Source organism: Colwellia sp. NW0002-52-1 (genome assembly GCF_057550865.1).
The window spans coordinates 41,864-66,999 of the sequence record NZ_BAAJLU010000011.1; the positions used below are offsets into that span (position 1 = coordinate 41,864).

Consider the following 25,136-nt stretch of genomic DNA (forward strand, 5'->3'; position numbering starts at 1 on the left):
AAAACTACAAATATTAATAATAAAACACAGGGAGTTGATGTCTTGAAATTCAATCATTTAGCAACGTATTTAGGCGTTGCAGTTTTTATTGCTGCTTGCGGAGAAACAGTAACGTCACAAGAGCATATTGCTAAGGCGAAGACGGCAATCGAGAAAAACGAGTTTAGTATCAGCGAAATAGAGTTAAAGAACGCGTTAAAAATTGATGCAGAAAACCCTGAGGCTAGGTTTTTACTTGGTCAATTATACTTATCTCAAGGCAATGGTTTAGCAGCTGTTAAAGAATTAGGGCGAGCAAACACCTTAAATTATGATGCAAGTAAAGTCGTGCCTTTATTGGCTAGAGCCTTTTTGCTAACTGAAAACTATGAAGATATTTTAAATCTACTTGAAGACGGCAAAGATTTAGTTTTATTAAGTAAAATAAAATATTTGTCATATAAAAGTATTGCCGCTTTGCTTAGTGATAAAATTGAATTGGCTAAAGAAACCGCCTTTGAATTAAAGGCGTTGTCTGAAGCTAATTCTTATACTTTTTTAGCACAAGCGTATATAGATTTTGCTGAAAACAATGCTGAAGAAGCGCTTTTGAGCGTAACCAAATCTATATCAGCAGACGCGAACAATATTGATGCTTTATTGTTAAAAGGCCATATTGCCTTTGCCTTAAATAATTTTTCGCAAGCCGTAGAAAATTACCAACTTTATGCAGACCTACAACCACAAGTAGGGGTTACTAAGTTACTTATTGCTAATGCATTACTTAGGGATGGGAATTACGATGAAGCAGAGAAGTATGCCGATGAGATCCTCTCGGTATTAAGCACTCAGCCTATTGCTAACTATGTTAAAGCAGTCGCCTTGTTTGAAAGAAAAGACTACACGCTTGCTAAGGAGTATGCTGAAACCGCATTAAATCAAAACTATAATTTACCTGTTTTAAAATTAATAGCGGGTACTAGCGCGTTTTATTTAAATAACTTTGAGAGCGCTCATCTCCACCTAAATGCAGTAGCGAAACAGTTACCACCTAGTCATTATGCAAGAAAAATATTGGCAATAAGTCAGCTTCAGTTGGGGCTAATTGAAGATATAAACGACACACTTGTAGGTTTTAATGCTACAACCTCGGAAGGGGTCGATTTTCTATCTAATATGAGTTATCAGCTCGCTGAGCTAGGCGCTGTCGAAGATGCTAAATTAATATCGAAACAAGCTGATGGCGATGTTGAATTGAGTGCTCAACAAAGTGTTCGTCAGGGCGTTTTAAAGTTAATGATGAACGATCCCTCTGGTGTGGAAGATTTAGAACTAGCGCTTGAAGAAAATCCAGATATTGAAGGTGTTGAACTTGCTATTGCCTATGCTGCTTTACAAAAAGGTGACTTTAATAAGGCGCTAAACGTTGCACAAGGGTGGCAGGAGAAACAGCCCGATTTAGCGGGAAGTTATAACATGCTAGCGGCAGTTTACATTGCGCAGCAAAAAGATGATTTAGCCAAAAAAGCATTACAAACTAGCTTAACTAAAGATGAAAATAATCTCTTTGCACTCACCGAATTAGCGAAGCTTAATTTTTCTGAAGGAAACAACACAGAGGCTGAAAAATTTGCTTTACGTGCGGTGGATAAATTTCCAGATAACCCGAGAGCATTACGATACTTGTATTCAGTAAAGCCTGAGCCTGCTGCACTAGATAAGATTAAATTGGCATATCAAAAAGACAGCAGTAATATTGCTCTAAATTTACTTTATATTGATGCACTTATTGCATCTGAAGACTTAGCTCAAGCTTTAGATATTTCAAACGCACTTGAAACTAATGTTAAAACACCGAAAAAAGCATGGTTACAACGCTTATCTATTTATAAAAAACAGCAGAATGAACTTCAATTAGTAACGGCGCTTGAAAAATGGCTTCAAGTTAACCCATATCATATTGAGCCTGTTTTAATGTTGTCTGAATACTATGTTAAACAAAGGCAAGCAGATAAAGCATTACAATACTTAAACAAAGCATTGTTAGGGCAACATAAAGAGAACTTAGCGGTGAAAATTGTTAAAATACAGTTGCTATTAAATCTTGGCAAGTTGGATGACGCTAAAACTCTTTACCAAGATTCTCAGTTTGAGAAAGTTAATCCTGCACTTCAATCAGGCCTAGAAGGACGAATAGCTTTTCTTGAAAAAAATTATGTTGTGGCACTTAAAAAATTAGCACCATTTTATAAAGCTTACCCTTCAAGCCAAAATGCAATGCTAGTTGCACTAGCGCAAAAGCAAGCACAAAAAGGTGATGAAGCAATTCAAACGTTGAAAACCTTTTTAAAAGCAAATGATTCAGACACCCAAGTTCGTTCTTTATTAGCAAGCTTTTATCTCGAGCAACAACCTGAAAAATCTATACCGCTATATGAAAGAATGTTAAAAGATAGTCCTGAGAATGTTGTTTTTCTAAATAATTTAGCGTGGCTAAATCTTGAAAATAACAATTTAGAACTTGCTTTGAAATATTCATCTGAAGCAATTAAATTAGCGCCTAAGCATCCTAGTGTACTTGATACGCGAGGTATGATTTTACTTAAATCGGGCGATAAAAACATTGCACTCAAAGCATTAACAAGTGCTTTTGAATTATCAAGAGGCACTGATATTAATATTGTGCTTAACTATGCTGAGGTGCTTATCGCTAATGATAAAAATGACGAAGCACGTAAAATTTTAAGACGTTTAAAGCCAGAAGATCCTGAACAAAATGTAAGATTAAAGCTTTTAAAGTCGTCAGCAAACTAATATCAATTTAATTAATTTGTATTTAAGAATCAGGTTTATCTTCTTAGCCTTAGTAAAGGCTAAGGATTATAAACCTTCATTCAGTTAGCCCGCAGTGCTCTTCGTTTTAAAGTTATTCAGGTGAATAACTATCACATACCTTTTGTATACTAAACGACGTAGAGCGAACATTTGGAAGTTGCATAATCAAGATTTAAGGAATTAATATGAATATCAATAGTAACCCTAAGTTAGCCATTTCAGCTCTTTTATTATCAACCATATTGCTTGGTTGTGGTGACAATAAAACGCCAACTGAATATATGGCTGAAGCAAAAACAGCGATTAATGACGGCCAGAAAAGTGTGGCTATTATCAATCTGAAAAATGTATTAAAAACTGAAGCAGATAATGCAGAAGCGCGTTTTTTATTAGGTTCAGTTTACGTGCAGCAAGGCTTATGGGTAAATGCTGAAAAAGAACTTAGAAGAGCTGAAACGGCAGGTTTTTCAGATGATAAACTTAGTTTATTACTATTGAAAGTTAATTATCGACTTGAAAATATAGATTACTTGGCGGCAATTACTGAAGAAAATAAATTGAATGAACTAGCAAAGTTATACTTGGCTCTATCGGCACTTAAGAGTAGAGATATAGTAAAAGGCCGCTCTATGCTGGATGAAATCATTTTGGTTAATGATAATCAAAATATAAGTAAATTAGCTATGGCATGGGAGTCATTTTTAGATAAAGAGAACAAAGCCTCCTTAGCATTTTTGAACGCTGCGGAATCTGCAGATATTATCCAAGAAGATATAATCGAGTTACGAGTTGCGAACTTTGTTGTGCAAAAAAAATATGAAGCGGCAGCTGAGCAGTTAGAATTGTTTTTATCACGTTATCCTCAATCTCATAGTCATAGGCTTCAGCTAGCTGATCAATATGCTAAATATAGGAACTACGCTAAAGCAGAAGAAAATGCTGATTTATTATTAACACTTTTTGAAAATAACGTTGTATTAAATAGAATTAAAGCAGAAATAAAATTTAATGAGAAAGAGTACACCTTAGCTAAAGAATATGCAGATATCGCACTACGTAATAGTAATGATGTTTTGGCGAAAATCATTGCAGGTTTAAGTGCGTATCAACTTGAGCAGTATGAAGCATCATACAATTACTTAAGTGCCTTAAGTGATGCTTTTGCAAAAGACCACCCTGTAAATCAAATGATAAAGCTACTGTCTAACCAGTTAGCCTATGGTGACGCGGGTATAGATAGTACATTACCTGATATGGTTAGCTCTTTAATTCAAAGTGGTGATTATAATAAAACGCGTGAACTCATCGAAGGAGATTCTAATTCAGCAACCCTAAAAGAAGGTGTAATAGATTTTAGATTGGGACTGTTAAAAATTATTGAAGGAGATAATTCATATACAGAAGATTTTGAACGAGCAATTGCTGATGGATATGATGGCATTGAGCCGAGAATTTTACTCGCTCAGCAATATTTACAAGATAAAAAATATAGTAAAGTTTTAGAAATTGCAGAGTCTATATCTTCGTCAAATGAAGTAACTGCTTTTCTACTTGAGGGGAGTGTCTATCAAGAACAAGGTGAGCTTTCTAAAGCATCTGAAGTTTATCAAAAAGTACTTGTGAAAGAGCCTTCTCATACAGGTGCTATGTTTAAACTGAGCCAAGTTTACTTTAAACAAGGTGATTCAGATAAATCTATTTCGCTACTCAAAAATATTTATTCTATCTCGTCTTCTAATGTTTATGCAGTTCGCGCGTTATTTAAGTTTTCTTTAGAAGATAAAAATAAAAAAACTTTAGAGCAGTTTTTTATTACGCAATTGGCAGAAGATAAAAAACGCCTTAATAGGCATATAGTTTTGACTGAGTTTTACTTACTTCATAAAGAATTTGAACAGGCATTAGACATTACTACTCGCTATTTATTAGTGTCACCTGAACAATTGGAGTTGACGTTATTAAAAGCCAGAGCGCTCTTATCATTAAATAGAGTAAAAGAGGCAGAAGAGAGTTTAAATACTATAGAAAGCTTCGCTTTTGGTCACCCTGATTTTGTTAAAAGTAAAGCGATATTTTTGAATGCGAGTAACAAAAAAGCAGAAGCAATTAAAGTGATTGAGGATTTTATCGTAACGAATAGTAATGAGTTAAATGACGAATTGTTATTACTATTAAGTAGTCTTTATATTGAAACGGTGAAGATTGCGCAGGCAGATAAAACTTTAAATAAAGTTAAAAACAAGCAAAGTGCTAGATATATTCGTATAGCGGGGAAAGTAGCGTTAATTAAAGGCAATAATACTTTAGCTAAAGAGCTTTTAAGTAATGCCTATAAAGATAACCCTATACAAATAGTGGTATTAGAGCTTGCTCAAGCATTACAAAACTTAACTGAAATTGACGCCGCAATTGAATTACTAGAAAGCCACATTGCACAATTTAAAGAGAGCAATGTTATTTTATTGAATTATAAATTAGCCGAATTAAACGAGGGGAAATACCCCTCAAAAGCAGAACAGTACTATAAGAAATTGTTAGTGGATACAAACAACAGTGTTGTATCGATAAACAATATAGCTTGGTTTTATTATACTCAAGGGCGTTATAGCGAAGCGAAAACATATGCAACAATCGCTGTAAAGAAAGCGCCAAAATTAGCCCCTGTACAAAATACTCTAGGGGTTATTTTATTAGCGTTAGAAGAGTACAGCCAAGCAACCTACCATTTAAAAATATCTGTGGAATTAGAACAAGCAAACAATAAATATAAAGTATGGCTAGCAAGAGGCTATATGTTGAACAATGATTTAGAAGCCGTTAAGAGTCTACGCGATTCTATAAAGGTAGAAAGCTTAGATGCTGAAATGACATTAATGTTTAATACGATTTATGCTAACGAGGAAAGAGTATATTAGTATGTCAGGTATTTTTACAGTTTTGGCTTTCAATAAAAACGACTATAAATAAAACCCATTATAATCAATCGATTGAAAAGTTGGCTTGCTATGTGCATTGATACTAACAAGCAAGAACATTAATTAAATTTAATATACAAAAGGGAATATAAAATGAAACTTACTTTATTAAAAGCAGCAGCAGTTGCAAGTGTATTAGTTTTTAATACAGCTTATGCTGACTCAATCCAAGTAGACTTAAACGACAGCGGCGCTAGCATTACATCTGCATTTGACAAGTTAGGTGTTTTCTACGATTCACATACAGTTGTAAATGTAGCAACAGGTGCAGTGAGTACTTATGCCGGTGCAAACTTAGTTGGTAATAACATCTTAGGTTTAGGTGATGTATATTCAAGCTTTTCTGATATGACAAGCAATGGTACAGAAAATATTTTATTATCTTCACCTAACGTTTCAGCATTATTTATGGAAGGTATATCTGCAGGTTCATATTTATCATTTGGTGTAGACTTAGTTGGTTCATTTAGCCCTACTAATGGCATTGTATATTCTTCTGGTACTTTAGATTTATGGCAGGGTTACACTGATGGTGTTACTCCAGCTGAAAAAATAATGTCATCTACATTCGTTTCAGGTGGCATTACAGCTGGTAACCAAGATGTATTATCTATTGCTGGTCCTGCTGATATATTGAAAGATGACGTATTATTTTTCGACCAAAATGGTACTCCAATTTCATTTGAAGATTACTTAGCTGCTAACCCACTTACAGATATTCGTTTGACTATCGATCAAAATGTTGTAAATGGTGCTAATTCACTAATCACAGCTGTAGGCGGTGGTGCAGGTTTTATCGGTCAATCTGGTAACGAAGTATATGTAAGTGCAGGTCATAACGCATCACTTACATTTAATGTGCCAGAGCCAACTACTTTAGCTATTTTAGGCTTAGGTTTGTTAGGTTTTGCCGGCTCACGTCGTCGTAACTCTTAATTAGCACTTAACCTTAGCTAAACTAAAAACCGCCATTAGGCGGTTTTTTTATGTCTATAATCTTTAAGTTTAGTTCAAGGTGCTATTAGAAACCTTTAAAAATAATTGTTATGAGAATAAAAACATGTGATGAGTGAGCAAGTAAAAACTTTAAATTAGTGAAGGCTGGTTACTATATAAAAATGTTAAGTGGCCTATGTTTTATAAGTGATTATGAAATATGAAGATAATAATAGTAATTCTGATTAACTATGTAGTTTATAACCCTTAGTTAGTGATTAAATTTGGTAGAGAAGTGATGCAAGGCAATGTGCTTGCAGTGTTGTAAAATACGTAATATTACTCGGCTCATTCAAAGAAAAATCGCCCAAAGGCGATTTTATTAGTTTATAACAACAATATGTATTAGTTGCTCTCTTTCAATAACTCTTTAACACGCCAAAACATGAAGCGTTGTAGCCAGTTTCTATTACCCCATGGTCGCCAGGTTTTAATTAAGTTGTTTCTGTAGGCGTCGAAATGCATACCATGCGGAGCATGTATAACATTTCCACGGTTTAGCACTAATTTTAATACGTTAGTACACAAGGTGCCTGCTGCAAGCGAAATACCCATACAGGTTGATGGAACTTTTTTCTTAAGAAAATTAACGGATGATCTATCCACTAAATAATGACGTTGTTGAACAGACGGCGAAACACCGATTACAAAACGAATAATATTATCGTTAAATATTTGTGATTTTTCTTCTTCACTGGCATTTGCAGCGGCATCAACTATAGCGAAATACTCATCGAAAGACATTTTTCCAGGTATAAATACTAAAAATGCAGTCCCCATTCCCATTGGTGCAGCTGTAATTGCAGGAATGCCCTTTTCGTAACAGCGACGAAATACTTTACGTCTGATTTCTAATACAAAAATATCTAGACTGTCTACATAGATATCAACACCATCTAGAAATTCATCAAGATTTTCTTCATTAATACCTGCATTGAAATTTTTAATGGTAGCTTCAGGGTTAATGCCTCTTACCGTCTCTTCCATTACTGCAGCTTTAGCCTTTCCAAGTGTCGACATATTTGCGCCAGCTTGGCGGTTAAAGTTGGCTACATCATATTCGTCAAGATCTGAGATGTGAAAATTACCAATACCTAAACGCGCTAACACTATTGTGTGATCACCACCAACGCCACCTAAGCCGCCAATGGCAACTTTTGTATTTCTAAGTTTTTGTTGTTCTTCTTGAGTAACCCAACCAATATTTCGTGAGAATGCTTCTTCATAGTTAAACATGGGGATCCTTATATACTAAAAACTTAATTCTATTGAGACTGTTCATACGTTAATGATAGTTAAAAAAAGTAATCTGGGGTAACTAAATCAGAGCTGACTACAAATTTCTTTTTGTATTTCTTTAAATAAACATTTAAAGCCTGGTGATAAATTTTCCATGAAAATACTCGGGTTTATATAATACGGCGCCCTTATTCCATGATAATCAATTGCTTCGCCAAGCTGAATGAAGTTTATACCGACAAATTTCATACTGCGTGCTAGCCTAGGTTCCATCATAACGTAAACATGCTTAACACCTGTTTCCATGCTCATTGTTGCTGCGGCCATGTATAGGCCGATGGCGATGAATGGGAAACAACGTAATTCAGTTTCTGAGTAGGTCGGCTCATTGATTGCACCTACAGCTGAACCTCTGAATTTATCGGTTTTACGACGTCTGAAGTCAGCTTTAACCGCGAGGCGAGATATTTCAGCTATTTCTTCTCTAGGGAAGTTACGTGGGTGGAGTTCTTGGTTTTGTATGGCATCTAAACAGTATTTTTCTATGGGTAATAATTCAGATTCATTCGCCGATTTAACTACACGAACACAGCTGGTATAGGTATTTGACGGTTTGTGTTTGATCATTGAGAAAATTGACTGAGCGTCAAACTCGTCTTGTTCTTTACCTTCTGCTTTTACTTTTTCAAAGGCTAACTCTTCGCAATATACATTGTGGCGTATACGGAAAACTTCATCGCGAAGCTCAAGGTTACTTGCAAATTCTGGTTGTAGGAATTGGGTAAAATGCTCAGCAATATTCATTGCATCATTGTTCACTTTGATTGATGCAATACGTTTGGTTATGCCGCCAATTACTGGGGTGTTTAGTAACTTCTTGCTCCAATTCATTATTTTCTCATTTTATATGGTTAAAAAAGTTAACCGATAATATATATTTATTACTGTAGAATTAATTTAGCACTTTAAATATGATTTATGAAATATATTTGTTAAGTATTTATTAATAATGTTTATTTTATATAAGTTTAACCGCGATTCTGAGTTTTAATCGGTACAATTTCCATTGCTGTTTGGTAACCTACATCAAATAGTTCGAGTTTTTTCTCTTCACTCATACCAAAATCAACAGCGGAAGATAGCCCTGCATTTATTATGATGGTGTTATGCCAGAATGCATCGTTGATATATTCGCGTGATATCGTGGTCATAAATGTGCGAATGAGTAAAGTGACATAATTAACGATAGGGAACATACCGTCGGTTTTTAATTCGTCATATTCGTGTTCACCTCTTAAGCGAAAACATAATACGGGAGTGCCATCCATCGCCCAATCTCTGTGCAAGGCGTCTTCTGATAAAATACTGCCATCTACCATTAAATGACTGCCAAACTTTTTAAAACTAAATACCAGTGGTATCGACATTGAAAACCGAACAGCGAGAGATACTTTCATGCCGGGTGTTCTTTTGCGATCGAAAATTACTGGACGACCTGTTTTGACATCGGTAGCGACAATATGCAGGTTGCAGTTAAGATCGTTAAAAGTTTTCCCTGATAAATGCTTGTCGACCCATAGTTCAAAAACATCACCTGAGCTTAAGCCGCCATTTCGAATTAAACTAATAATTGAGAAACCTTTAAATTGATTATAGTCAGTAGTTAAGGCGATTTTTTTCATTTTACTAATCGAAAGGCCGGCAGCGTAGAAGCTGGCAATAATGCTTCCCCCTGAAACACCGACAAGGTGGGTAAAGTCAATGCGTAAATCATCTAATGCTTGCAGAACGCCGATATGAGCAGGTAAGCGCGTGCCTCCGCCAGCTAAAATAGGTACTATAGTTTTCGCCACTCAGTAATTCTCTTTATTGTTGTTTTATTATTGTGTCATTTAATTATGGACAATAATTTCAAAATCGCTAACAAATAAGTATGCTAAGTTAAGGTAAAGTGTGAAATTTTTTAAAGAGTGAAAACATGAATTATTTATTACCATTATTAATATTTATCGGATTGCTATTGAACCCGGTAGCAAAAGCGAACTTGGTTGACACCGTTAGCTTGGTCACACCTTCGGTTGTCGGTATTGGTGTTTATACCCCAACAGGGCGGCAGAAAAATCAGCTAAATGGTACGGGCTTTGTTGTTGGCGATGGCACCTACATAGTGACAAATAATCACGTTATTAATACAGAGTTAGACGAAAGTTTATTGCAAAAATTAGCGGTTTTTACCGGCAAAGGGCGAGCAGCTAAAGTTAGGTTAGCCACTTTAATTGCCACTGATAAAGAACACGATCTAGCAATTCTTAAAATTGAAGGCAAAGCGTTACCGGCGTTAACCTTAGCAAAGAATGACTTTATTAAAGAGGGTAGTAGTATTGCATTTACCGGTTTCCCTATTGGTGCAGTACTTGGGCTTTACCCTGTTACACATCGTGGCATTATTGCTGCGGTTACACCAACGATTATCCCTGTTGATGACTCAAGACAATTAAGCATTGCTATGCTTAAGCGTTTACGAGATCCCTATTTAGTTTATCAATTAGATGCCACAGCGTACCCCGGTAATAGTGGTAGTGCTATGTATGATGTTAAAAACGGTGAGGTTGTTGGTGTTATAAATAAAGTTTTTGTTCAGCAAAGTAAAGAAACGGTGATCAGTAAACCTAGCGGAATTACCTATGCTATACCGGTAAAATACCTACATCAATTATTGAAAAAACATAATATAAAGAGCTAGTTAATTATGCACTGTCAGGTATTTTTACATATTTAAAATACCTGAGTTCTTTATTCTTCAGCACTTTCCTGTGCGTTAAGTGAGTTTGTTTTACGGGTAAGTAATTGAGATATTGGCACCAGCTCAACATTATTTTCAGCAAGCAAGGGTAATAGTTTACGAAGCGCCGTTACCGTTTCAGGGTGAGGGTGAGCAATTGCAACCACTGTTTGGTAACGTTTAGCGTCTCTAATGAGTTGTTTAAACTGTTGTCGAATATAATTGTGCTCTAATTTATTATCGAGAAAAATATGTCGATGTAAACTTGGCACCCCAAAGCTAATAGCAACCTTCTCAGCTTTACTCGCGCTAGTGGTAACGCTATCAATAAACACTAGATTTCGCTCTTGAAGAAACTGCATAGTCCAAGCCATAGGTTGATACAGCTCAGTTAACTTACTGCCCATGTGGTTGTTAATACCTAACGCAAAGGGAATTTCAGCAAAAGCATTGGTTAAGTTTTCTCGAATGCCGGTTTCACTCATTTCACTAGTTAATGCGCCTGGTCCTAGCTTTTTGCCGTTTTTTGCTTCCATTGGAATATGCAAAATAACATCATTATTGTTCGCTTGTGCTTTTAGCGCTAACTTTTTTCCGTAAGGGGTATGTGGCAGAATAGCGTAACTAAGCTTGCCTGGTAAATACAGTGCTTGAGCATCACTTTTGCGATAACCAATGTCGTCAATAATGATCGCTACTTGTGCTTGTTGAGCATAAAGTAAAGCAGGAAATACTAGGCTAAGGAGCGAAAAAATTTTGAATAATAATTTAAGCACGGTAAGTTTTTCTTATAACAAGGCATAACGGAGAATAGCAGTTCAAGTGGTCAAAATCGACCAATTCAAAGCATAATAATTGCATAACTCAACAGTTTTATTTGCACCAGAGTTTTGGATTAACAGCTAAACCTGTGTGTCTAATTTCAAAATAAAGCCCAGAGTTAGCTTGTCCACCACTTTGTCCAACTAAAGCTATAGGTTCACCTGCTTCTACTCGGTCGCCTACTGATTTAAGTAAGGCTTGGTTATGACCATATAAGCTCATGTAGCCATCACCATGATCAACCACAGTAACTAACCCGTAACCTTTCAACCAATCTGAAAATAAAACAGTACCATTGTGAATAGTTTTAACTTCTCGACCAATAGGCGCTGAAATTAATACGCCTTTCCATTTTAAGTAACCTTGCTTGCTTGAACCAAAGCTATGACTAATTCGTCCTTTAACTGGCCAACTGAGCTTATTTTTTAATTTACTTAAACCTACTAATTTTTCTACTTCTTTTGCTCTTTTAGCTCTTTCGGCATCAGCAGCCATTTTCTTTAACAAGGCAACTAACGCTTTTTCTTCTTGCTCTAGTTTATTGAGTTTCTGTTGTTCGGTAAGCGCTTTTTTATTCAGTGCTTTTAATGTTTGCTGCTGTTTTATTTTTGATAATTCGAGAATTTTTTTCTGTTGGTTTTGCGTTTGTGTTAATTCTGATAATTGCGCAGCTTGTTGTTGATACTGTTGAGTAATGTTATTTAATTGGGTAATTGTACTTTTAAAAGCCTCAATTTCTTTAATACGGGCGGTATTTAAATACTGATAGTGCGTAATGGTGCGCTGTACGTTACTGGGTTTTTCTTGATTCAAAATTAATTTTAGATAATCGTGGTGCCCGGCAGAATAGGCAGCTCTGAGTTGTTTGGCTAGAATTTGTTCTTGTTGTTTTTTATCGAGTTCAAGCTGTTTTTTTTCAGCATTTAACTCAGCTAGCTTCTTTTCTGTTGCGCTGAGATCGCTGCTGGTATTGGATAAATCTTTTGCAATTTTGCCGATAGCGAGATCATCAGTTTTTAACTGTTGCTCTAAATCACTGATTTTAACGTTGGTGTTTAACAGGTTTTGTTTTTGCTGATTAATCGCATGTTGAAGATCACTCAGTTGTTGAGTGGTTTGTGAACTTTTATTTGAACTGCTATTAGCATTTGCTTGTGCTTTGCCAATAAAAAATAAACACAACACAAGTAGCCCAAGGCAAAAAGCAAAGCCAGCATTGTGCTGGCTGCGTTTTGAAGTTGGGTATTTTATGTTGATACTATTCGGCAAAATAACAAGCACGCTTAAGTTCAGTTAATGTTAATTAGAGAATACTATTTGTTAATAACAATTCGCTAATCTTATTTAGTGAGCGTTAATAGGTTATGCCCAGTCATTTCTTTTGGCTGTGGCATATTCATTAATGATAAAACAGTTGGGGCAATATCACTAAGCGCGCCTGATGTTGCCATTGAGGCTTTTCGACCAACATATATTAATGGCACAGGCTCACAAGTATGTGCAGTATGGGCTTGTCCAGAGATAGGATCTAGCATTTGTTCTGCGTTGCCGTGATCTGCGGTAATTAAACATTCACTACCCGTTTTTTCTAACGCACTAACAATGCGACAGATACAGTGGTCAACAGCTTCACAAGCTTTTACAGCGGCATTAAAGTCACCAGTATGACCAACCATATCACCATTAGGGTAATTACAAACAATAAAGTCGTGATTACCGCTTTCTATTGCAGCCACTAATTTATCGGTTAACAGTGTTGAATTCATTTCTGGCTGTAAGTCGTAGGTAGCTACTTGTGGTGAGGGCACTAAAATTCGTTCTTCACCTTTAAACGTGTCTTCTTTACCACCGCTGAAGAAAAAAGTTACGTGGGCATATTTTTCAGTTTCTGAAATACGAAGTTGGGTTTTGTCATGTTTTTCTAACCATTCACCTAAAACGTTATTAAGTTCAACTTTAGGGAATGCACATGGTGCGTCAATGTCAGCTGCATACTCGGTCAACATAACAAAACTGCCTAACTTAGGCTGATGCTGGCGTTGAAAGCCTGAAAAATCTGGCTGAGTAAAACAACGGGTAAATTGGCGTGCACGGTCAGCGCGAAAGTTCATAAAAATCATTGCGTCGCCATCTTCTACTTGAATAACATCTCCGTTTGCATTGGTTATCGCAGAAGCTTTGACAAATTCGTCGTTTTCGTCACGCGCGTAAGCAGCATGTAAAGCGTCGGTTGCTTTGCTGTATTGATATTGCGCTTGGCCTGCTACCATTAAATTGTAAGCCGATTCAACGCGATCCCAACGTTGGTCTCGATCCATAGCATAATAGCGACCAATAACTGAGGCAACTTGACCACAGCCGAGTTGTGCAAACTTTTCTTGTGCTTTAATAAGTGACGCTTCAGCGCTGCGTGGTGGTGTATCGCGACCATCTAAAAAGGCATGTAGATAAATTTTTGTAGCGCCTTTTGCTGCTGCCATTTCTAGCATGGCAAAAATATGGTCTTCATGACTATGAACGCCGCCTGGAGATAGTAAACCGAACACGTGAATAGCTTTATTATTGCTCACAGCATTATCTACTGCGCTAGCTAATATTGGGTTGTTTTGAAACTCGTTATCTTGAATGGCCTTAGTAATTCTAGTGAAGTCTTGGTAAACAATGCGACCAGCACCTAAATTAACGTGGCCCACTTCCGAATTACCCATTTGCCCGTCTGGTAAGCCTACCGCCATGCCCGAAGTTTCAATTAACATATTAGGCTTATTCGCCATTAAATTGTCTAGTACCGGGGTATTAGCATGAAAAATAGCGTTTGATTCGGTGTTTTCTCTATATCCCCAACCATCTAGAATAATAAGAACAGTAGACTTCTTGTTTGGCATCACGGTTTCCTTTAAACGAGCAAATATAGGTAAAAATAATACGAGCAAAAATAATTGAATATAATTTTCAACAGCAGTATATCAAGTCATGATGTGAATATCTTCTGTCTGTTTAGACAAAATGTTTCAGTTTTAAGATCAAAAACCTGCGATATGCCATAAGTTATTTCATTATTGTGTTTTTCTATGAAAAGTTCAGTTTGGGTTTAGTTTATTAGCCTGTATACTGTGGAAAATTTTTAGTTAATTAGAATATAAAACTTATGGACCAACTTATCACTTTCGCAATGAGCCAGCCTTTACTTAGTGGAGCATGGTTAGTTATTGTTTTAATGATTATTGTCATTACTATCAAAATTCAAATGTCGCCTATTAAGCAATTAAGTACACAACAAATGACTTTTTTAATTAATAGAGAGTCGGGTGTTGTAGTTGATAGCCGCAGCGAAAAAGACTTTAAAGCAGGGCATATTGTTGATGCTGAGCATCTTGGCAATGAAAAAGTCAGTAAAAATGACTTTGCTAGTCTTGAAAAACACAAAGATAAACCCATTATTGTAGTATGTAGTGCTGGCCTTAGTGCAAGTAAAGTGGCTAGTCAGCTAGCAAAAGCAGGTTTCACTAAAGTTAGTATTCTTAAAGGTGGAATGAGTGCTTGGTTAAGTGCAGGTTTACCTGTAACTAAGTAATTTTTGTAATATAAAATTAACAACGGACAATCATAATGGCAGTTGATATATATACCAAAGCAACTTGTTTTTATTGCATGCGAGCGAAAGCTTTATTAGATGATATGAACGTTGCTTACAATGAAATAAAAATAGATGGTGATGCACCACTACGTGAGAAAATGATCAAGCGTAGTCATGGCGCTTCAACCGTGCCTCAAATATTTATTAACAATAACCATATCGGTGGTTGTGACGATTTATTTGCATTGCATGCACAAGACAAATTAGCTTCACTTTTAGCCTCTGAGTAAAAGTGAAAATATCTTAGAATAAAATGCCAATACATAATGGCGTAAAATATAAAGGACATAACAACATGGCTGACGAAAACCAAACTGGCGCAGAAGCAACTACTGAGCAACAAGCACCACAATTTGCTATTCAACGTATTTATACAAAAGATATTTCTTTTGAAACACCAAACTCTCCAGCAATTTTTCAAAAAGAATGGAAACCTGAAGTTCAATTAGATATTGATACTAAATCTAACAAGCTAGCAGATGACACTTATGAAGTAACTTTATCGTTAACGGTTACGGCTAAAGTTGAAGAGCAAACGGCATTTTTAGCAGAAGTACAACAATCAGGTATTTTTACTATTGGTAATTTACCAGAAGCACAATTAGCACATACTATTGGTGCATTTTGTCCTACAACATTATTCCCATATGCTCGTGAAGCCGTAGCTAATTTAGTCAGTCGTGGCTCTTTCCCACAAATTAACTTAGCACCAGTAAACTTTGAAGCATTATTCGCAAACTACGTACAACAGCGTGCAGCTCAAGCAAATGCTGAACAAGCTCCAGCAAGTACAGAAACGCATTAATTGATGAGCCCTGATTCTGCCGCAATTTCGGTTATTGGTGCTGGCTCTTACGGTACCGCGCTGGCTATTTGCTTAGCGAGAAATGGCCATAAGACGCTACTTTGGGGGCGTAATGAAAATCATGTTGCCCAAATGGCAAGCTCGCGTGCCAATGAAAAATATTTACCAGGTAGCTCTTTTCCAGAAGCGTTACTCGTAAGCAGTGACTTAGCTAAAGTAGTCGCTGCCAGTAAAAATATTTTATTAGTAGTACCTAGCCATGTTTTTGGTGAAATGCTAACGCAAATAAAGCCTTTTTTGACAAAAGATGCCCGTTTAGTTTGGGCCACTAAAGGCTTAGAGCATGATACAGGGCGTTTATTGCAAGACGTAGCAAGAGAGATCTTAGGTGACGATATATCGTTAGCAGTACTTTCTGGGCCTACTTTTGCTAAAGAAATGGCGGCAGGCTTACCTACCGCAATTTCGTTGTCTTCAACGGATGATACTTTTGTTGAAGATATCTCGAATTTATTACACTGTGAACGAACATTTCGGGTGTACAGCAATAAAGACTTTATTGGCATTCAATTAGGTGGTGCTGTTAAAAACGTTATTGCCATTGGTGCTGGTATGGCCGATGGTATTGGCTTTGGTGCCAATGCACGTACCGCATTAATTACCCGTGGCCTAGCAGAAATGACACGCTTAGGCTGTGCATTAAATGCTGAACCATCAACTTTTATGGGCATGGCCGGGCTAGGTGATTTAGTATTAACGTGTACTGATAACCAATCACGCAACCGTCGTTTTGGCTTAGCCTTAGGTGGCGGGGCTGGTGTTGAGCAAGCTATTGCTGATATTGGGCAAGTGGTAGAAGGTTACCGCAACACCAAAGAGGTTTACTTATTGGCTAAAAGAATGGGCGTTGAAATGCCTATTGTTGAGCAAGTTTACCAAGTACTTTATTGTGCTAAAGATGCCAAATTAGCTGCTGCAGATTTATTGTCACGCGATCGTAAATTCGAATAACTGATAACTTAGAGTTTCAAGCTGTCAGTTTTAAGCTGTCAGCTTTAAGTTCATTTTTCTAATTTTAGCTTCTCGCTAATTCAACCTCTGCTTTTAAACCGAATTTTCAAAACCTAGTTGACGCCACGCCTCGTAAATAATAACAGCAGTAGCATTTGATAAATTCATACTTCTACTGTCTTTTAGCATCGGAATTCTGATTTTGTCTTGATCGGGGATTTGTTGCCTAACCTCTTCAGGTAAACCTCCGGTTTCAGAGCCGAATAAGAGATAATCGCCGGCTTGAAAGTTTATATCACCATAATAACCGGTAGATTTAGTCGTTACCGCTAATACGCGTTTAGGTTGCTCAGATTCAACAAAGCTTTGATAATTAGCATGACGTTTAAGCGCAGCAAACTCATGGTAATCTAGTCCAGCTCTGCGGAGTTTTTTATCTTCTAGATCAAAACCCAATGGCTCAATAAGGTGTAATCTAAACCCCGTATTGGCACATAAGCGAATAATATTACCTGTATTGGGCGGTATTTGAGGTTGAAATAAAACGACATCTAACATAGCAAGTGCTTAATAAATTCTATAATTAAATGTTATTATACAGGCCTTGAAGCGAATGCTTAAGCTTTGCTTTGACAATTTTTTAGAATATATATTCATGGGAGAACCCAGTGTCAGAAAACAAGATTGATTCTGCTCAATATGCGCACTTAGTTAAGATGGCGGCCTTTGCTGCATCGACAACGGCCTTGGTGTTAGTGCTAATAAAGCTCTATGCATTTTTTGTGACTGACGCTAGTGCTATGTTGGCCTCTGCTACCGACTCTATTTTAGATTTGTTTGCTTCTATTATGAATGTGGTTATTTTACGTTTTGCTTTAGCGCCAGCTGATAAAGAGCATAAATTTGGTCATGGCAAAGCAGAAAGTTTAGCTGGCTTAGTGCAAGCCGCCTTTGTTTTAGGTTCAGCGCTACTGCTAGTATTTAATGGTGTTGAACGCACGATTAGCCCTCAAGAAGTTGTTCGAACTGAAGTCGGTATTGTGGTATCGATTATTGCGATTGTGATGACATTAATGCTAGTGGTATTGCAAAAATGGGTTATTAGTCAAACAAAGTCGGTTGCGATAAGCGCCGATGCTTTGCATTATCAATCTGATCTGATATTGAATTTAGGCGTGTTGGTGGCATTATTTCTTAGCCAAGGTTACTGGTTACAGGCAGATGGAGTATTTACGGTTGCCGTTGGTATATTTTTGCTAATTGGCGCAGGTAAAATAATATGGACCAGCGTGCATCAGTTAATGGATCACGAATTAACTTCAGAAGAGCTGAGTGTTATTAAGAAAATAGTTTTAGCGCATGAAGGTACACTAGGTTTGCATGAATTAAGAACACGACAAGCAGGTCCTGACCGTTTTATACAGTTTCATTTAGAGCTTGATGGAGAATTGTCTTTGTTTGAAGCCCATACAATAGGTGAAGCGATTGAACTTGAAATTATTGAAGCGCTAGCACCTTGTGAAGTCTTTATTCATCATGACCCGCTATCTGCGGCTAATCATCAACATACTAGCGATGAAATAAAACGTATTTAGTCTTTCATTCTCATAGCTAACAACGCGTTACTGTGAAGATAATAACGTTATTGGTGTAATTCAAACCACGCGATAGTTTTATCTATCGCGGTATCTCGATATTGGTCTAACTCAAAATAAAGCTCGTGATAAGCTCCGTTGATAACAACAGGTTTACCTTCAGGACATGCTTTTTTATTGGCTTTATAAAGTTGTTGGCAAAAGCTCAACTGAGCATCGTTATCTACAATATATTCGCTGCCGGCTTGTAGCATTTGTATAGGTAGCGATAGCTTGTTTATATCTTTAAATAAGTTGTCTGAATTAATTATGGCTTGCTCTAACCAGGTAAAGGTTACACCGCCAAGCTTTAATTCAGGTTGCGCCTGGTATAACGCTTGAAAACGCTCGAACCTAGGTGCTGAATGCATCAGGTAATTCTCTTCAAAAGTACTTTTATTGATATCGTTTTGTCCTAAAAAATACCAAGGATTGTCTGACAGCCAGCGATTTAATGTTGAGCCTGTTTTTATTAATGACTTCGCCAACCACTTTGGTGTACCACCACTTGATATAGCGATCATCGGTGAACTTAATGTCAGTGCTTTGATATTATTAGGATATAACTGCAAATACCTTAGGGCAATCGCGCCACCCATAGAATGTGCCAGCATATAGGCTTGTTTATTATGTTGCGGGTATTGCTCGGGTAAAACGACGCTAAGTAACTGGTTTAAATCTTGGGCGTAGTGATCAAACTTTTTAATATACCCTTGTAAACGATTAGGCGTTAATCGTGCTGAAAGCCCTTGGCCGCGATGATCAATAATAACACTGTCATAACCTAGGTTATCGAGATCAAATGCCAATTCTTGATACTTTAAGTAGCTTTCTGAGCGGCCTGGAACAATAACAATGAACGGCTTTTCTGGACGCTTAAGGTTAGTGGCATAAGCAATAGTAATGCTATCTTGGGTTTCGAATGAAGCATGATTCACTGTCTTCCAAAAATCTGCAATGGCGAGCTCTTTTTGGGTTGTAAGTGCTCGCTTACTTTCTATGCTTTTGTCATTAGCCATTAACGGGGTTCCTAGCAATAGTCCCAATAAGACTACTACATAAAATAATTTAAGCTTGATGACGACTATTTTTGCCGATTGCAGTGGGTAATTCAATGGTTACTGTTAATCCGTTTTGATTATTATTTTGGGCGCTTATTTTACCATTATGCGCAACAACAGCTTGTTTTGCTATAGCCATTCCTAGCCCGGTTCCACCGGTTGCCCGATCGCGTGCTTGAGCAACTCTATAAAAAGGGTCAAATAGCTTAGGTAAATCTTCAATAGGTACACCTGTGCCGGTATCAGCTATCTCAATAATAAATGTTGAATTTGTTTTCGTTAATTTAACACTAACTTGTTGATTTTTATGACTGTAGTTTACTGCGTTAATCAATATATTATTAAAGGCGCTCGATAGTAAGTTAGCATCTGCTTGCAATAAAGCGCTTCCTTGATGATCAAAGAGAATATTAATAGATTTTTCATTAGCGATATACTGTGCGTCTTCAATACACAGCGTAAGTAGTTGTTTAAGATCTAAAGACATTAACTCAAGTTGGTTAATCGTATTTTCTTGCCTTGATAGCGATAAAACACTCGATATCATTTCGTCGAGTCGAGCTATTTCAAGCTCACATCGTTGTAAATGTTTATGTAATAAAGCTTCAGAGATATTGTTTTGTTGAGCAAGGCCTAACGCGATTTGTAAGCGGGTCATCGGGGAGCGGAGTTCATGAGAAACATCAGCCATTAATCGTTGATGTGAACCAATATTTTGTGCAAGTTTTTCAGCCATTAAATTAAAGCTTGCTGCACAAGCGCCAATTTCATCATTACGTTGGGCAATTAAAGGTATACGGGTGCTAAAGTCGCCATCACCAAAACGAGCAGCTGCTTTTTGCATAGCGATAAGCGGCTTGGTAAATGATCGGGTTAATAACCAGAGTAAAAAAGAGCTAATAATAATGGGAATAGCTAAACGTAGCCAAGTCGGAATACGTTGTATTATATTACCAAAGACAGGTTTTCGATCACGATTTGCAAGATACAATTGATATGAATTGCCGGCGACGTTAACTAAAACTGGGCCGGTCATACGGTAGAATTCAAATTTTATGGTAGTAAGATTTTCAAGATTATTTTCAGATAAAAACTTTTGTAAATTAGCTGTTTGCCATTCGCCTGATGTAAGTACTTCGTTGGTGTTAACATTTTTAAGTAGTATTTCTCGACCGGTTTTTTTTGATAAATTAGCTAATATTTTTTCGGTTGTTTCATAACGGCTGTTAATTAATTTTTGGCTGATGCGATCAACTCTGACGATATCTGAATGATGCGTTGGAATAATAACGCTTTTTGTTCTAAATTGTTCAGATATCAACCGTGTAACAACTATAGTTAAAATTACGATCAACCAAAAGCAAATAAATAGTTTAGCGCCAATGGAAAAGAATTTTTTTGGTATTTTAAGCATTAAGACACCTCTCCTGCTAAGAAAATATAACCAGCGCCACGAATGGTTTTAAGTTTGTCCGTTGGGCTAAAAGGTAGAAGCTTACGGCGAATATTACTCACATGCATATCAATACTGCGATCAAACGCGCTTAACTTTCGGTTTAATACTTGTTCTGAAATTTCATTTTTACTGACAATTGAACCTGGCTTTGCCATTAAGTGCTCAATAATTTGATATTCAGTGCCGGTGAGTTCAACAAACTGATCATGGCAAGTCACTTGTCGTGTTGCGTGATTAAGCTTCACACCATTGACTTGTAAAGCTGAAATAGGAGCTTTAGTATTTTTAACGATGTTTATGCGGCGAAGAATTGCTTTAATACGTGCAAGTAGCTCACGATGCTGAAAAGGCTTTGGTAAATAATCATCGGCCCCTAGCTCTAAACCTAATATGCGATCAGCATTATCGCCTTTAGCTGTTAACATTAAAATAGGTGTTTTATGGTTGCCACCTAAGGCTTTCAATACTTCAAAACCCGTTAATCCGGGCATCATAACGTCTAACAAAATCAATGAAATTTTATCATCGAAGGCCTTTTCTAATCCTGAAATTCCATCATGACAGCAAATAAGCTCAAAGCCTTCAGTAGCAAGGTAATCTGTTAATAATTCGGCAAGCTCTTTGTCATCGTCGATTAATAAAAGTTTATGATTTTTCATTGTGGTTCTCGCTAATTACTGATGTATATGTCGATAGAAGTCATTTATTGATTCGTGGTGCATGATAACGTATAAATTTAAAGCGCATTGCTATCTTTACAAAACATTTACGTTGGCTTTCGTTTCTTTTCGTTGCATAAATTATACTGGTGTTGAATTCATTGAGGAGCAATATTATGAAAATCCAAAAACTATATACAACAATTAAGCCGTACGCAGTAGTCAGTATATTTGTACTAGGTATTAGCAGTCTTAGTGTTAGCGCCATGGGGCATAATAAAAACGACCATAATACCGAAAATAAAGTTGAAATGAGCCAACATAAAGGTGAGGGCGGTCATAAGCATCACGGTAATATGAAAAAAAGTCTACGTCGTCTAGCGAAAAAATTGGACTTAACGGCTGAGCAACGTAGTGAAATAAAAGCTATTTTTGCGGGTATGAAGGAAGATAGGAAAGCAAATAAAGTTGCGCTTTCTAGTTATAAAGAACAAATGAAGTCACTACATGCTGAGAGCGAATTTGACGAAAATAAGTTTAATGCAATTTATGCCGAATTTCAGGAGAGCTTTAAACAGCTAGCAATGGAAAAAGCAAAAAATCATCATGCTATCATGCAAGTATTAACACCTGAACAACAGGAAAAATATTCATCAATGCGTAAGCGCCGTTAAGCTTATTTTAAAAGGCTGAACGAGAATATTTTAGACATCTTGCTTTCTACCGCACGGCCGTTCTTTTTAGCCGGTAGAAAGCGCCACTTTTCCATGGCATTACGAATGGTACTTCGAAAGTAGTTCACTCTACTTTTTGATTCAAATTCGATATTTCTAACAAAGCCATTTCGGTCAATATCAAACTCAACCATAACCTCTAGCTCTATACCTTTTCTTTTTGCAGAGCTAGGGTATTTAGGATCTGCAGAGCTTAATAACTTAGCCGCTACGGTTTTATGCTGTAAATCATGCTTACTTATATCGTTATCATTTAATGTTGCTTGATTAAAGTGATTGTTATTAGTGCCTAGTTGCACGCTTTTGGCTGTTTGGTAATAATTTTTTGGGTGACTTCTATTTAATGTATTAGTTAACGTATCACTTGATGTAACAGGTTCATTTAACAGGTTACTAATTTGTTTAGTGTATGAATTATTTTTAGCAACATTACGCTTAGAGTCGGTACGTTCAAACGCTATTTCAGAAATTGACTTAGTATTTGAATTTGCTTGATTTTGTTGGGTAGGTAAATGTTGAGTTAGCTCTTCAATAATAGGTTGCGCTTCATTTTTTGTATCGCTGGTGTTTGCACCTATAAAAGGTAGCTCATTGTAATACGGGTTCGTTGAATATTGATTCACAATAGCTAACTCATTAGCTGGCTCAACAGCTATAACTTTAAGCTTTGAATTAAATTTTTTCGGCTCAGCATTAGCAGGAGATATCGATGCTGAATTTGCGCCGTCTGCGTTATCTATGGCTAATAAATGGCTAGCTAACGACGTGTTAATATTTTCAGGTTCAACATTAGGCACTGCTTGTAATAGTAAGCTTTTGTTTAAATATGTTGCCGAATTATTTAAAGAAATGCTGCCAGATTGCAAATCAATGATAGGTAAGGTGAAAGAATATTTTGACAACAGAAATACTACGGTAAGTAAAATACTAACCGAAGCTAACCACTTACCCGAGTCATTAGTTTTTGTACAATGTTGTTGGTGCTCTAATAAGCGTACAACCCGTTGCTTAAGATCACCACCAGAAGCTGCCATCGCCATGTTCGGAATAGTATGGTGGCGATGATTTGCGCATAACGAAGCTGTATCTGCTAAAGTATGCGCATAGGCAAGCGAGTTGCCGCAATGTTTTACCGCAATGTCATCGCTACAATATTCACGCTCATTACGCATTTGTTTTGAAACCCAACGCACGCTTGGATGAAAAAATAATGTTATTTCTACCAATGTTTGGAAAAAGTTAACTAAATAGTCATGGCGACGAATATGGGCTAACTCATGCAACAATAACATATCAAGCTGTTGCGGGGTTAAACCAGAAACCATGCTAAATGGAATCAACACTACTGGCTTTAACCAACCTATTGCCATGGGTACATCAGTTTTATGTGAAAGTAAAAGAGATACAGGTTGCGACAAGCCAACTTGGCTTATTAACTGATTAAATCGCGTTTGTAAGGTTATATCTGCTTTTGTGCAGCCTTGAAGCGGCAGACGATTTACATTGTATAACTCTATAATTAGCTTAAGCGTTAGTACAATTACAAAGCTTAGCCATACCATGGTAAGCAGTGGTAGGTACTCTAACCATTCAACATACCAAATATTAGTTTGTATATGCTCTAGATTAAAGCTTTGATCAAGTAACGGTAGGCTATACACCAAATTGGTTACTTGACGGTAATCAATATCGTAGACAAAAAAGAAAGTTATCGTAGGTAGAACTAAGTTAGCCAGCATAGCTAAGGTGCTTAATGCGTAGCGTAATTGAGACTTTTGATATGAAATTAACGATAGAAAAGCTTTTAATACTGCTGCAACAAGTGCTCCTTGCCATAAGAAATGGATAAGAGTAATGGCTAAAGCAGCTAATAGTGGATTATTAATTAAGCTTTCCTGAAACATGCCTATTTAAGTGACCTTTTACGTATAAGTTAGTTAAGGTGTTGATGAATTAAGACTGTTGTTCTAATTCATTAAGTAACTGTCTAATGTCTTCAATTTCTTTTTTACTGGTTGAGTTATCTAGTGCGCGCATAACGAGCTTTGACGTTGAACCACCAAAGGCTTTTAAAACTAAGTCTTTCAATAAAGAAGATTGGGTAACCATTTCGCTATTCGCCGGAGCATAAACGTGTGCTCGATTGCTTTCATCGCGAATGACTAACGCTTTTTCATGCATTATTTGCAATATTTTTAAAACGGTCGTGTAGCCAGTCGTTTGTGTTTGGCTAACTGTTTCATGTATTTGTCTAACGGTAGCAGGTCCCATTTTCCAAAGTATATTAAGTAACGTCAGCTCGGCTTCGGTAGGCTTAATATCTGATTTATCTCGTAACATTGAGATTCCTTAAGCAGTTTTATTTCATTGTTATACTAAACAGTACGCTGCATTTAAGTTTTAATTTTCTATTAACGGCGTAAATCAGTTCAGTCTTATTATGTTATGTTTTTACATTTTTTTTATATTGTTATACGAATTAACTCGTATCATATTACTCCTATCCTATCT

General features: G+C 36.7%; 22 protein-coding genes. 10 read left to right on the top strand and 12 right to left on the bottom strand.

Annotated elements, in window-relative coordinates:
* The first annotated feature begins 42 nt into the window (after positions 1-42).
* The 3 genes from prsT (AC27H3_RS11800) (at position 43) to AC27H3_RS11810 (ending at position 6,725) form a co-directional block, all read left to right on the top strand.
* Positions 43-2,793 carry an XrtA/PEP-CTERM system TPR-repeat protein PrsT gene (prsT, locus tag AC27H3_RS11800; protein ID WP_487106452.1) on the top strand — a complete coding sequence of 917 codons (2,751 nt, stop codon included), beginning with the start codon at positions 43-45 and terminating at the stop codon, positions 2,791-2,793.
* A gap of 206 nt (positions 2,794-2,999) precedes the next feature.
* Positions 3,000-5,729: an XrtA/PEP-CTERM system TPR-repeat protein PrsT gene (prsT, locus tag AC27H3_RS11805; RefSeq protein WP_487106454.1), complete on the top strand. Its 2,730-nt coding sequence runs from the start codon at positions 3,000-3,002 to the stop codon at positions 5,727-5,729.
* 153 nt (positions 5,730-5,882) lie between these two features.
* Positions 5,883-6,725 (top strand): PEP-CTERM sorting domain-containing protein, encoded by an 843-nt coding sequence (locus AC27H3_RS11810; RefSeq protein ID WP_487106456.1) that lies wholly within the window; start codon positions 5,883-5,885, stop codon positions 6,723-6,725.
* Between the two features lie 405 nt (positions 6,726-7,130).
* Here AC27H3_RS11810 and AC27H3_RS11815 read toward each other — a convergent pair whose 3' ends face one another.
* From AC27H3_RS11815 to AC27H3_RS11825, 3 genes are all read right to left on the bottom strand, one after another.
* Positions 7,131-8,021 (bottom strand): ThiF family adenylyltransferase, encoded by an 891-nt coding sequence (locus AC27H3_RS11815; protein ID WP_487106458.1) that lies wholly within the window; start codon positions 8,019-8,021, stop codon positions 7,131-7,133.
* A gap of 87 nt (positions 8,022-8,108) precedes the next feature.
* Positions 8,109-8,915, bottom strand: a complete 807-nt coding sequence (locus AC27H3_RS11820; RefSeq protein WP_487106460.1) for a PEP-CTERM/exosortase system-associated acyltransferase — start codon at positions 8,913-8,915, stop codon at positions 8,109-8,111.
* Positions 8,916-9,052: 137 nt separating this feature from the next.
* The gene (locus AC27H3_RS11825; protein ID WP_487106462.1) at positions 9,053-9,877 is read right to left on the bottom strand and encodes a patatin-like phospholipase family protein; all 825 of its coding nucleotides are present in this window, start codon (positions 9,875-9,877) and stop codon (positions 9,053-9,055) included.
* Between the two features lie 125 nt (positions 9,878-10,002).
* Here AC27H3_RS11825 and AC27H3_RS11830 point away from each other — a divergent pair, with 125 nt between their 5' ends.
* On the top strand, positions 10,003-10,767 hold the full coding sequence (locus AC27H3_RS11830) for a S1C family serine protease (RefSeq protein WP_487106464.1): 765 nt from the start codon (positions 10,003-10,005) through the stop codon (positions 10,765-10,767).
* Between the two features lie 50 nt (positions 10,768-10,817).
* On the opposite strand, the gene AC27H3_RS11835 is transcribed toward AC27H3_RS11830, so the two are convergent.
* The 3 genes from AC27H3_RS11835 to gpmM all read right to left on the bottom strand — a co-directional run bounded on the left by AC27H3_RS11835 (position 10,818) and on the right by gpmM (position 14,513).
* Complete coding sequence (locus AC27H3_RS11835) at positions 10,818-11,582, bottom strand: divergent polysaccharide deacetylase family protein (protein WP_487106465.1); 765 nt, start codon at positions 11,580-11,582, stop codon at positions 10,818-10,820.
* Positions 11,583-11,679: 97 nt separating this feature from the next.
* On the bottom strand, positions 11,680-12,897 hold the full coding sequence (locus AC27H3_RS11840; protein ID WP_487106467.1) for a murein hydrolase activator EnvC family protein: 1,218 nt from the start codon (positions 12,895-12,897) through the stop codon (positions 11,680-11,682).
* Positions 12,898-12,968: 71 nt separating this feature from the next.
* Positions 12,969-14,513 (bottom strand): 2,3-bisphosphoglycerate-independent phosphoglycerate mutase, encoded by a 1,545-nt coding sequence (gene gpmM / locus AC27H3_RS11845; RefSeq protein ID WP_487106468.1) that lies wholly within the window; start codon positions 14,511-14,513, stop codon positions 12,969-12,971.
* 263 nt (positions 14,514-14,776) lie between these two features.
* Here gpmM and AC27H3_RS11850 point away from each other — a divergent pair, with 263 nt between their 5' ends.
* From AC27H3_RS11850 to gpsA, 4 genes are all read left to right on the top strand, one after another.
* Positions 14,777-15,202, top strand: a complete 426-nt coding sequence (locus AC27H3_RS11850; protein ID WP_085306020.1) for a rhodanese-like domain-containing protein — start codon at positions 14,777-14,779, stop codon at positions 15,200-15,202.
* Between the two features lie 32 nt (positions 15,203-15,234).
* Positions 15,235-15,495, top strand: a complete 261-nt coding sequence (gene grxC, locus AC27H3_RS11855) for a glutaredoxin 3 (protein ID WP_101685982.1) — start codon at positions 15,235-15,237, stop codon at positions 15,493-15,495.
* Between the two features lie 65 nt (positions 15,496-15,560).
* Positions 15,561-16,070, top strand: a complete 510-nt coding sequence (secB, locus tag AC27H3_RS11860) for a protein-export chaperone SecB (RefSeq protein ID WP_085306022.1) — start codon at positions 15,561-15,563, stop codon at positions 16,068-16,070.
* Positions 16,071-16,073: 3 nt separating this feature from the next.
* Positions 16,074-17,081 (top strand): NAD(P)H-dependent glycerol-3-phosphate dehydrogenase, encoded by a 1,008-nt coding sequence (gene gpsA, locus AC27H3_RS11865; RefSeq protein ID WP_487106470.1) that lies wholly within the window; start codon positions 16,074-16,076, stop codon positions 17,079-17,081.
* 93 nt (positions 17,082-17,174) lie between these two features.
* On the opposite strand, the gene trmL is transcribed toward gpsA, so the two are convergent.
* Positions 17,175-17,639 carry a tRNA (uridine(34)/cytosine(34)/5-carboxymethylaminomethyluridine(34)-2'-O)-methyltransferase TrmL gene (gene trmL / locus AC27H3_RS11870; protein ID WP_487106472.1) on the bottom strand — a complete coding sequence of 155 codons (465 nt, stop codon included), beginning with the start codon at positions 17,637-17,639 and terminating at the stop codon, positions 17,175-17,177.
* A gap of 110 nt (positions 17,640-17,749) precedes the next feature.
* Here trmL and AC27H3_RS11875 point away from each other — a divergent pair, with 110 nt between their 5' ends.
* Positions 17,750-18,676: a cation diffusion facilitator family transporter gene (locus tag AC27H3_RS11875; protein WP_487106473.1), complete on the top strand. Its 927-nt coding sequence runs from the start codon at positions 17,750-17,752 to the stop codon at positions 18,674-18,676.
* A 47-nt stretch (positions 18,677-18,723) separates the two neighbouring features.
* Here AC27H3_RS11875 and AC27H3_RS11880 read toward each other — a convergent pair whose 3' ends face one another.
* The 3 genes from AC27H3_RS11880 to AC27H3_RS11890 are packed head-to-tail and all read right to left on the bottom strand — an operon-like array spanning position 18,724 to position 21,891.
* Positions 18,724-19,734: an alpha/beta fold hydrolase gene (locus AC27H3_RS11880; protein WP_487106474.1), complete on the bottom strand. Its 1,011-nt coding sequence runs from the start codon at positions 19,732-19,734 to the stop codon at positions 18,724-18,726.
* Positions 19,735-19,783: 49 nt separating this feature from the next.
* Positions 19,784-21,190, bottom strand: a complete 1,407-nt coding sequence (locus AC27H3_RS11885) for an ATP-binding protein (RefSeq protein ID WP_487106475.1) — start codon at positions 21,188-21,190, stop codon at positions 19,784-19,786.
* Positions 21,190-21,891: a response regulator gene (locus AC27H3_RS11890; RefSeq protein ID WP_085306027.1), complete on the bottom strand. Its 702-nt coding sequence runs from the start codon at positions 21,889-21,891 to the stop codon at positions 21,190-21,192. The genes AC27H3_RS11885 and AC27H3_RS11890 overlap by 1 nt, the downstream gene beginning before the upstream one ends.
* A gap of 176 nt (positions 21,892-22,067) precedes the next feature.
* Here AC27H3_RS11890 and AC27H3_RS11895 point away from each other — a divergent pair, with 176 nt between their 5' ends.
* A complete protein-coding gene (locus AC27H3_RS11895) occupies positions 22,068-22,565 on the top strand; it encodes a Spy/CpxP family protein refolding chaperone (protein WP_487106476.1) in 498 nt (165 codons plus the stop codon).
* A 2-nt stretch (positions 22,566-22,567) separates the two neighbouring features.
* On the opposite strand, the gene AC27H3_RS11900 is transcribed toward AC27H3_RS11895, so the two are convergent.
* Both AC27H3_RS11900 and AC27H3_RS11905 read right to left on the bottom strand, forming a co-directional pair.
* Positions 22,568-24,529: a TonB family protein gene (locus AC27H3_RS11900; protein ID WP_487106478.1), complete on the bottom strand. Its 1,962-nt coding sequence runs from the start codon at positions 24,527-24,529 to the stop codon at positions 22,568-22,570.
* Between the two features lie 49 nt (positions 24,530-24,578).
* On the bottom strand, positions 24,579-24,965 hold the full coding sequence (locus AC27H3_RS11905; protein WP_085306030.1) for a BlaI/MecI/CopY family transcriptional regulator: 387 nt from the start codon (positions 24,963-24,965) through the stop codon (positions 24,579-24,581).
* Positions 24,966-25,136: the final 171 nt, after the last annotated feature.

Excerpts from the sequence above, each read along its gene's own strand:
- prsT (WP_487106454.1), top strand. The coding sequence starts at position 3,000 with ATGAATATCAATAGTAACCCTAAGTTAGCCATTTCAGCTCTTTTATTA.
- AC27H3_RS11810 (WP_487106456.1), top strand. The coding sequence starts at position 5,883 with ATGAAACTTACTTTATTAAAAGCAGCAGCAGTTGCAAGTGTATTAGTT.
- AC27H3_RS11815 (WP_487106458.1), bottom strand. The coding sequence starts at position 8,021 with ATGTTTAACTATGAAGAAGCATTCTCACGAAATATTGGTTGGGTTACT.
- AC27H3_RS11820 (WP_487106460.1), bottom strand. The coding sequence starts at position 8,915 with ATGAATTGGAGCAAGAAGTTACTAAACACCCCAGTAATTGGCGGCATA.
- AC27H3_RS11830 (WP_487106464.1), top strand. The coding sequence starts at position 10,003 with ATGAATTATTTATTACCATTATTAATATTTATCGGATTGCTATTGAAC.
- gpmM (WP_487106468.1), bottom strand. The coding sequence starts at position 14,513 with ATGCCAAACAAGAAGTCTACTGTTCTTATTATTCTAGATGGTTGGGGA.
- AC27H3_RS11850 (WP_085306020.1), top strand. The coding sequence starts at position 14,777 with ATGGACCAACTTATCACTTTCGCAATGAGCCAGCCTTTACTTAGTGGA.
- secB (WP_085306022.1), top strand. The coding sequence starts at position 15,561 with ATGGCTGACGAAAACCAAACTGGCGCAGAAGCAACTACTGAGCAACAA.
- gpsA (WP_487106470.1), top strand. The coding sequence starts at position 16,074 with ATGAGCCCTGATTCTGCCGCAATTTCGGTTATTGGTGCTGGCTCTTAC.
- trmL (WP_487106472.1), bottom strand. The coding sequence starts at position 17,639 with ATGTTAGATGTCGTTTTATTTCAACCTCAAATACCGCCCAATACAGGT.
- AC27H3_RS11880 (WP_487106474.1), bottom strand. The coding sequence starts at position 19,734 with ATGGCTAATGACAAAAGCATAGAAAGTAAGCGAGCACTTACAACCCAA.
- AC27H3_RS11885 (WP_487106475.1), bottom strand. The coding sequence starts at position 21,190 with ATGCTTAAAATACCAAAAAAATTCTTTTCCATTGGCGCTAAACTATTT.
- AC27H3_RS11890 (WP_085306027.1), bottom strand. The coding sequence starts at position 21,891 with ATGAAAAATCATAAACTTTTATTAATCGACGATGACAAAGAGCTTGCC.
- AC27H3_RS11895 (WP_487106476.1), top strand. The coding sequence starts at position 22,068 with ATGAAAATCCAAAAACTATATACAACAATTAAGCCGTACGCAGTAGTC.
- AC27H3_RS11900 (WP_487106478.1), bottom strand. The coding sequence starts at position 24,529 with ATGTTTCAGGAAAGCTTAATTAATAATCCACTATTAGCTGCTTTAGCC.
- AC27H3_RS11905 (WP_085306030.1), bottom strand. The coding sequence starts at position 24,965 with ATGTTACGAGATAAATCAGATATTAAGCCTACCGAAGCCGAGCTGACG.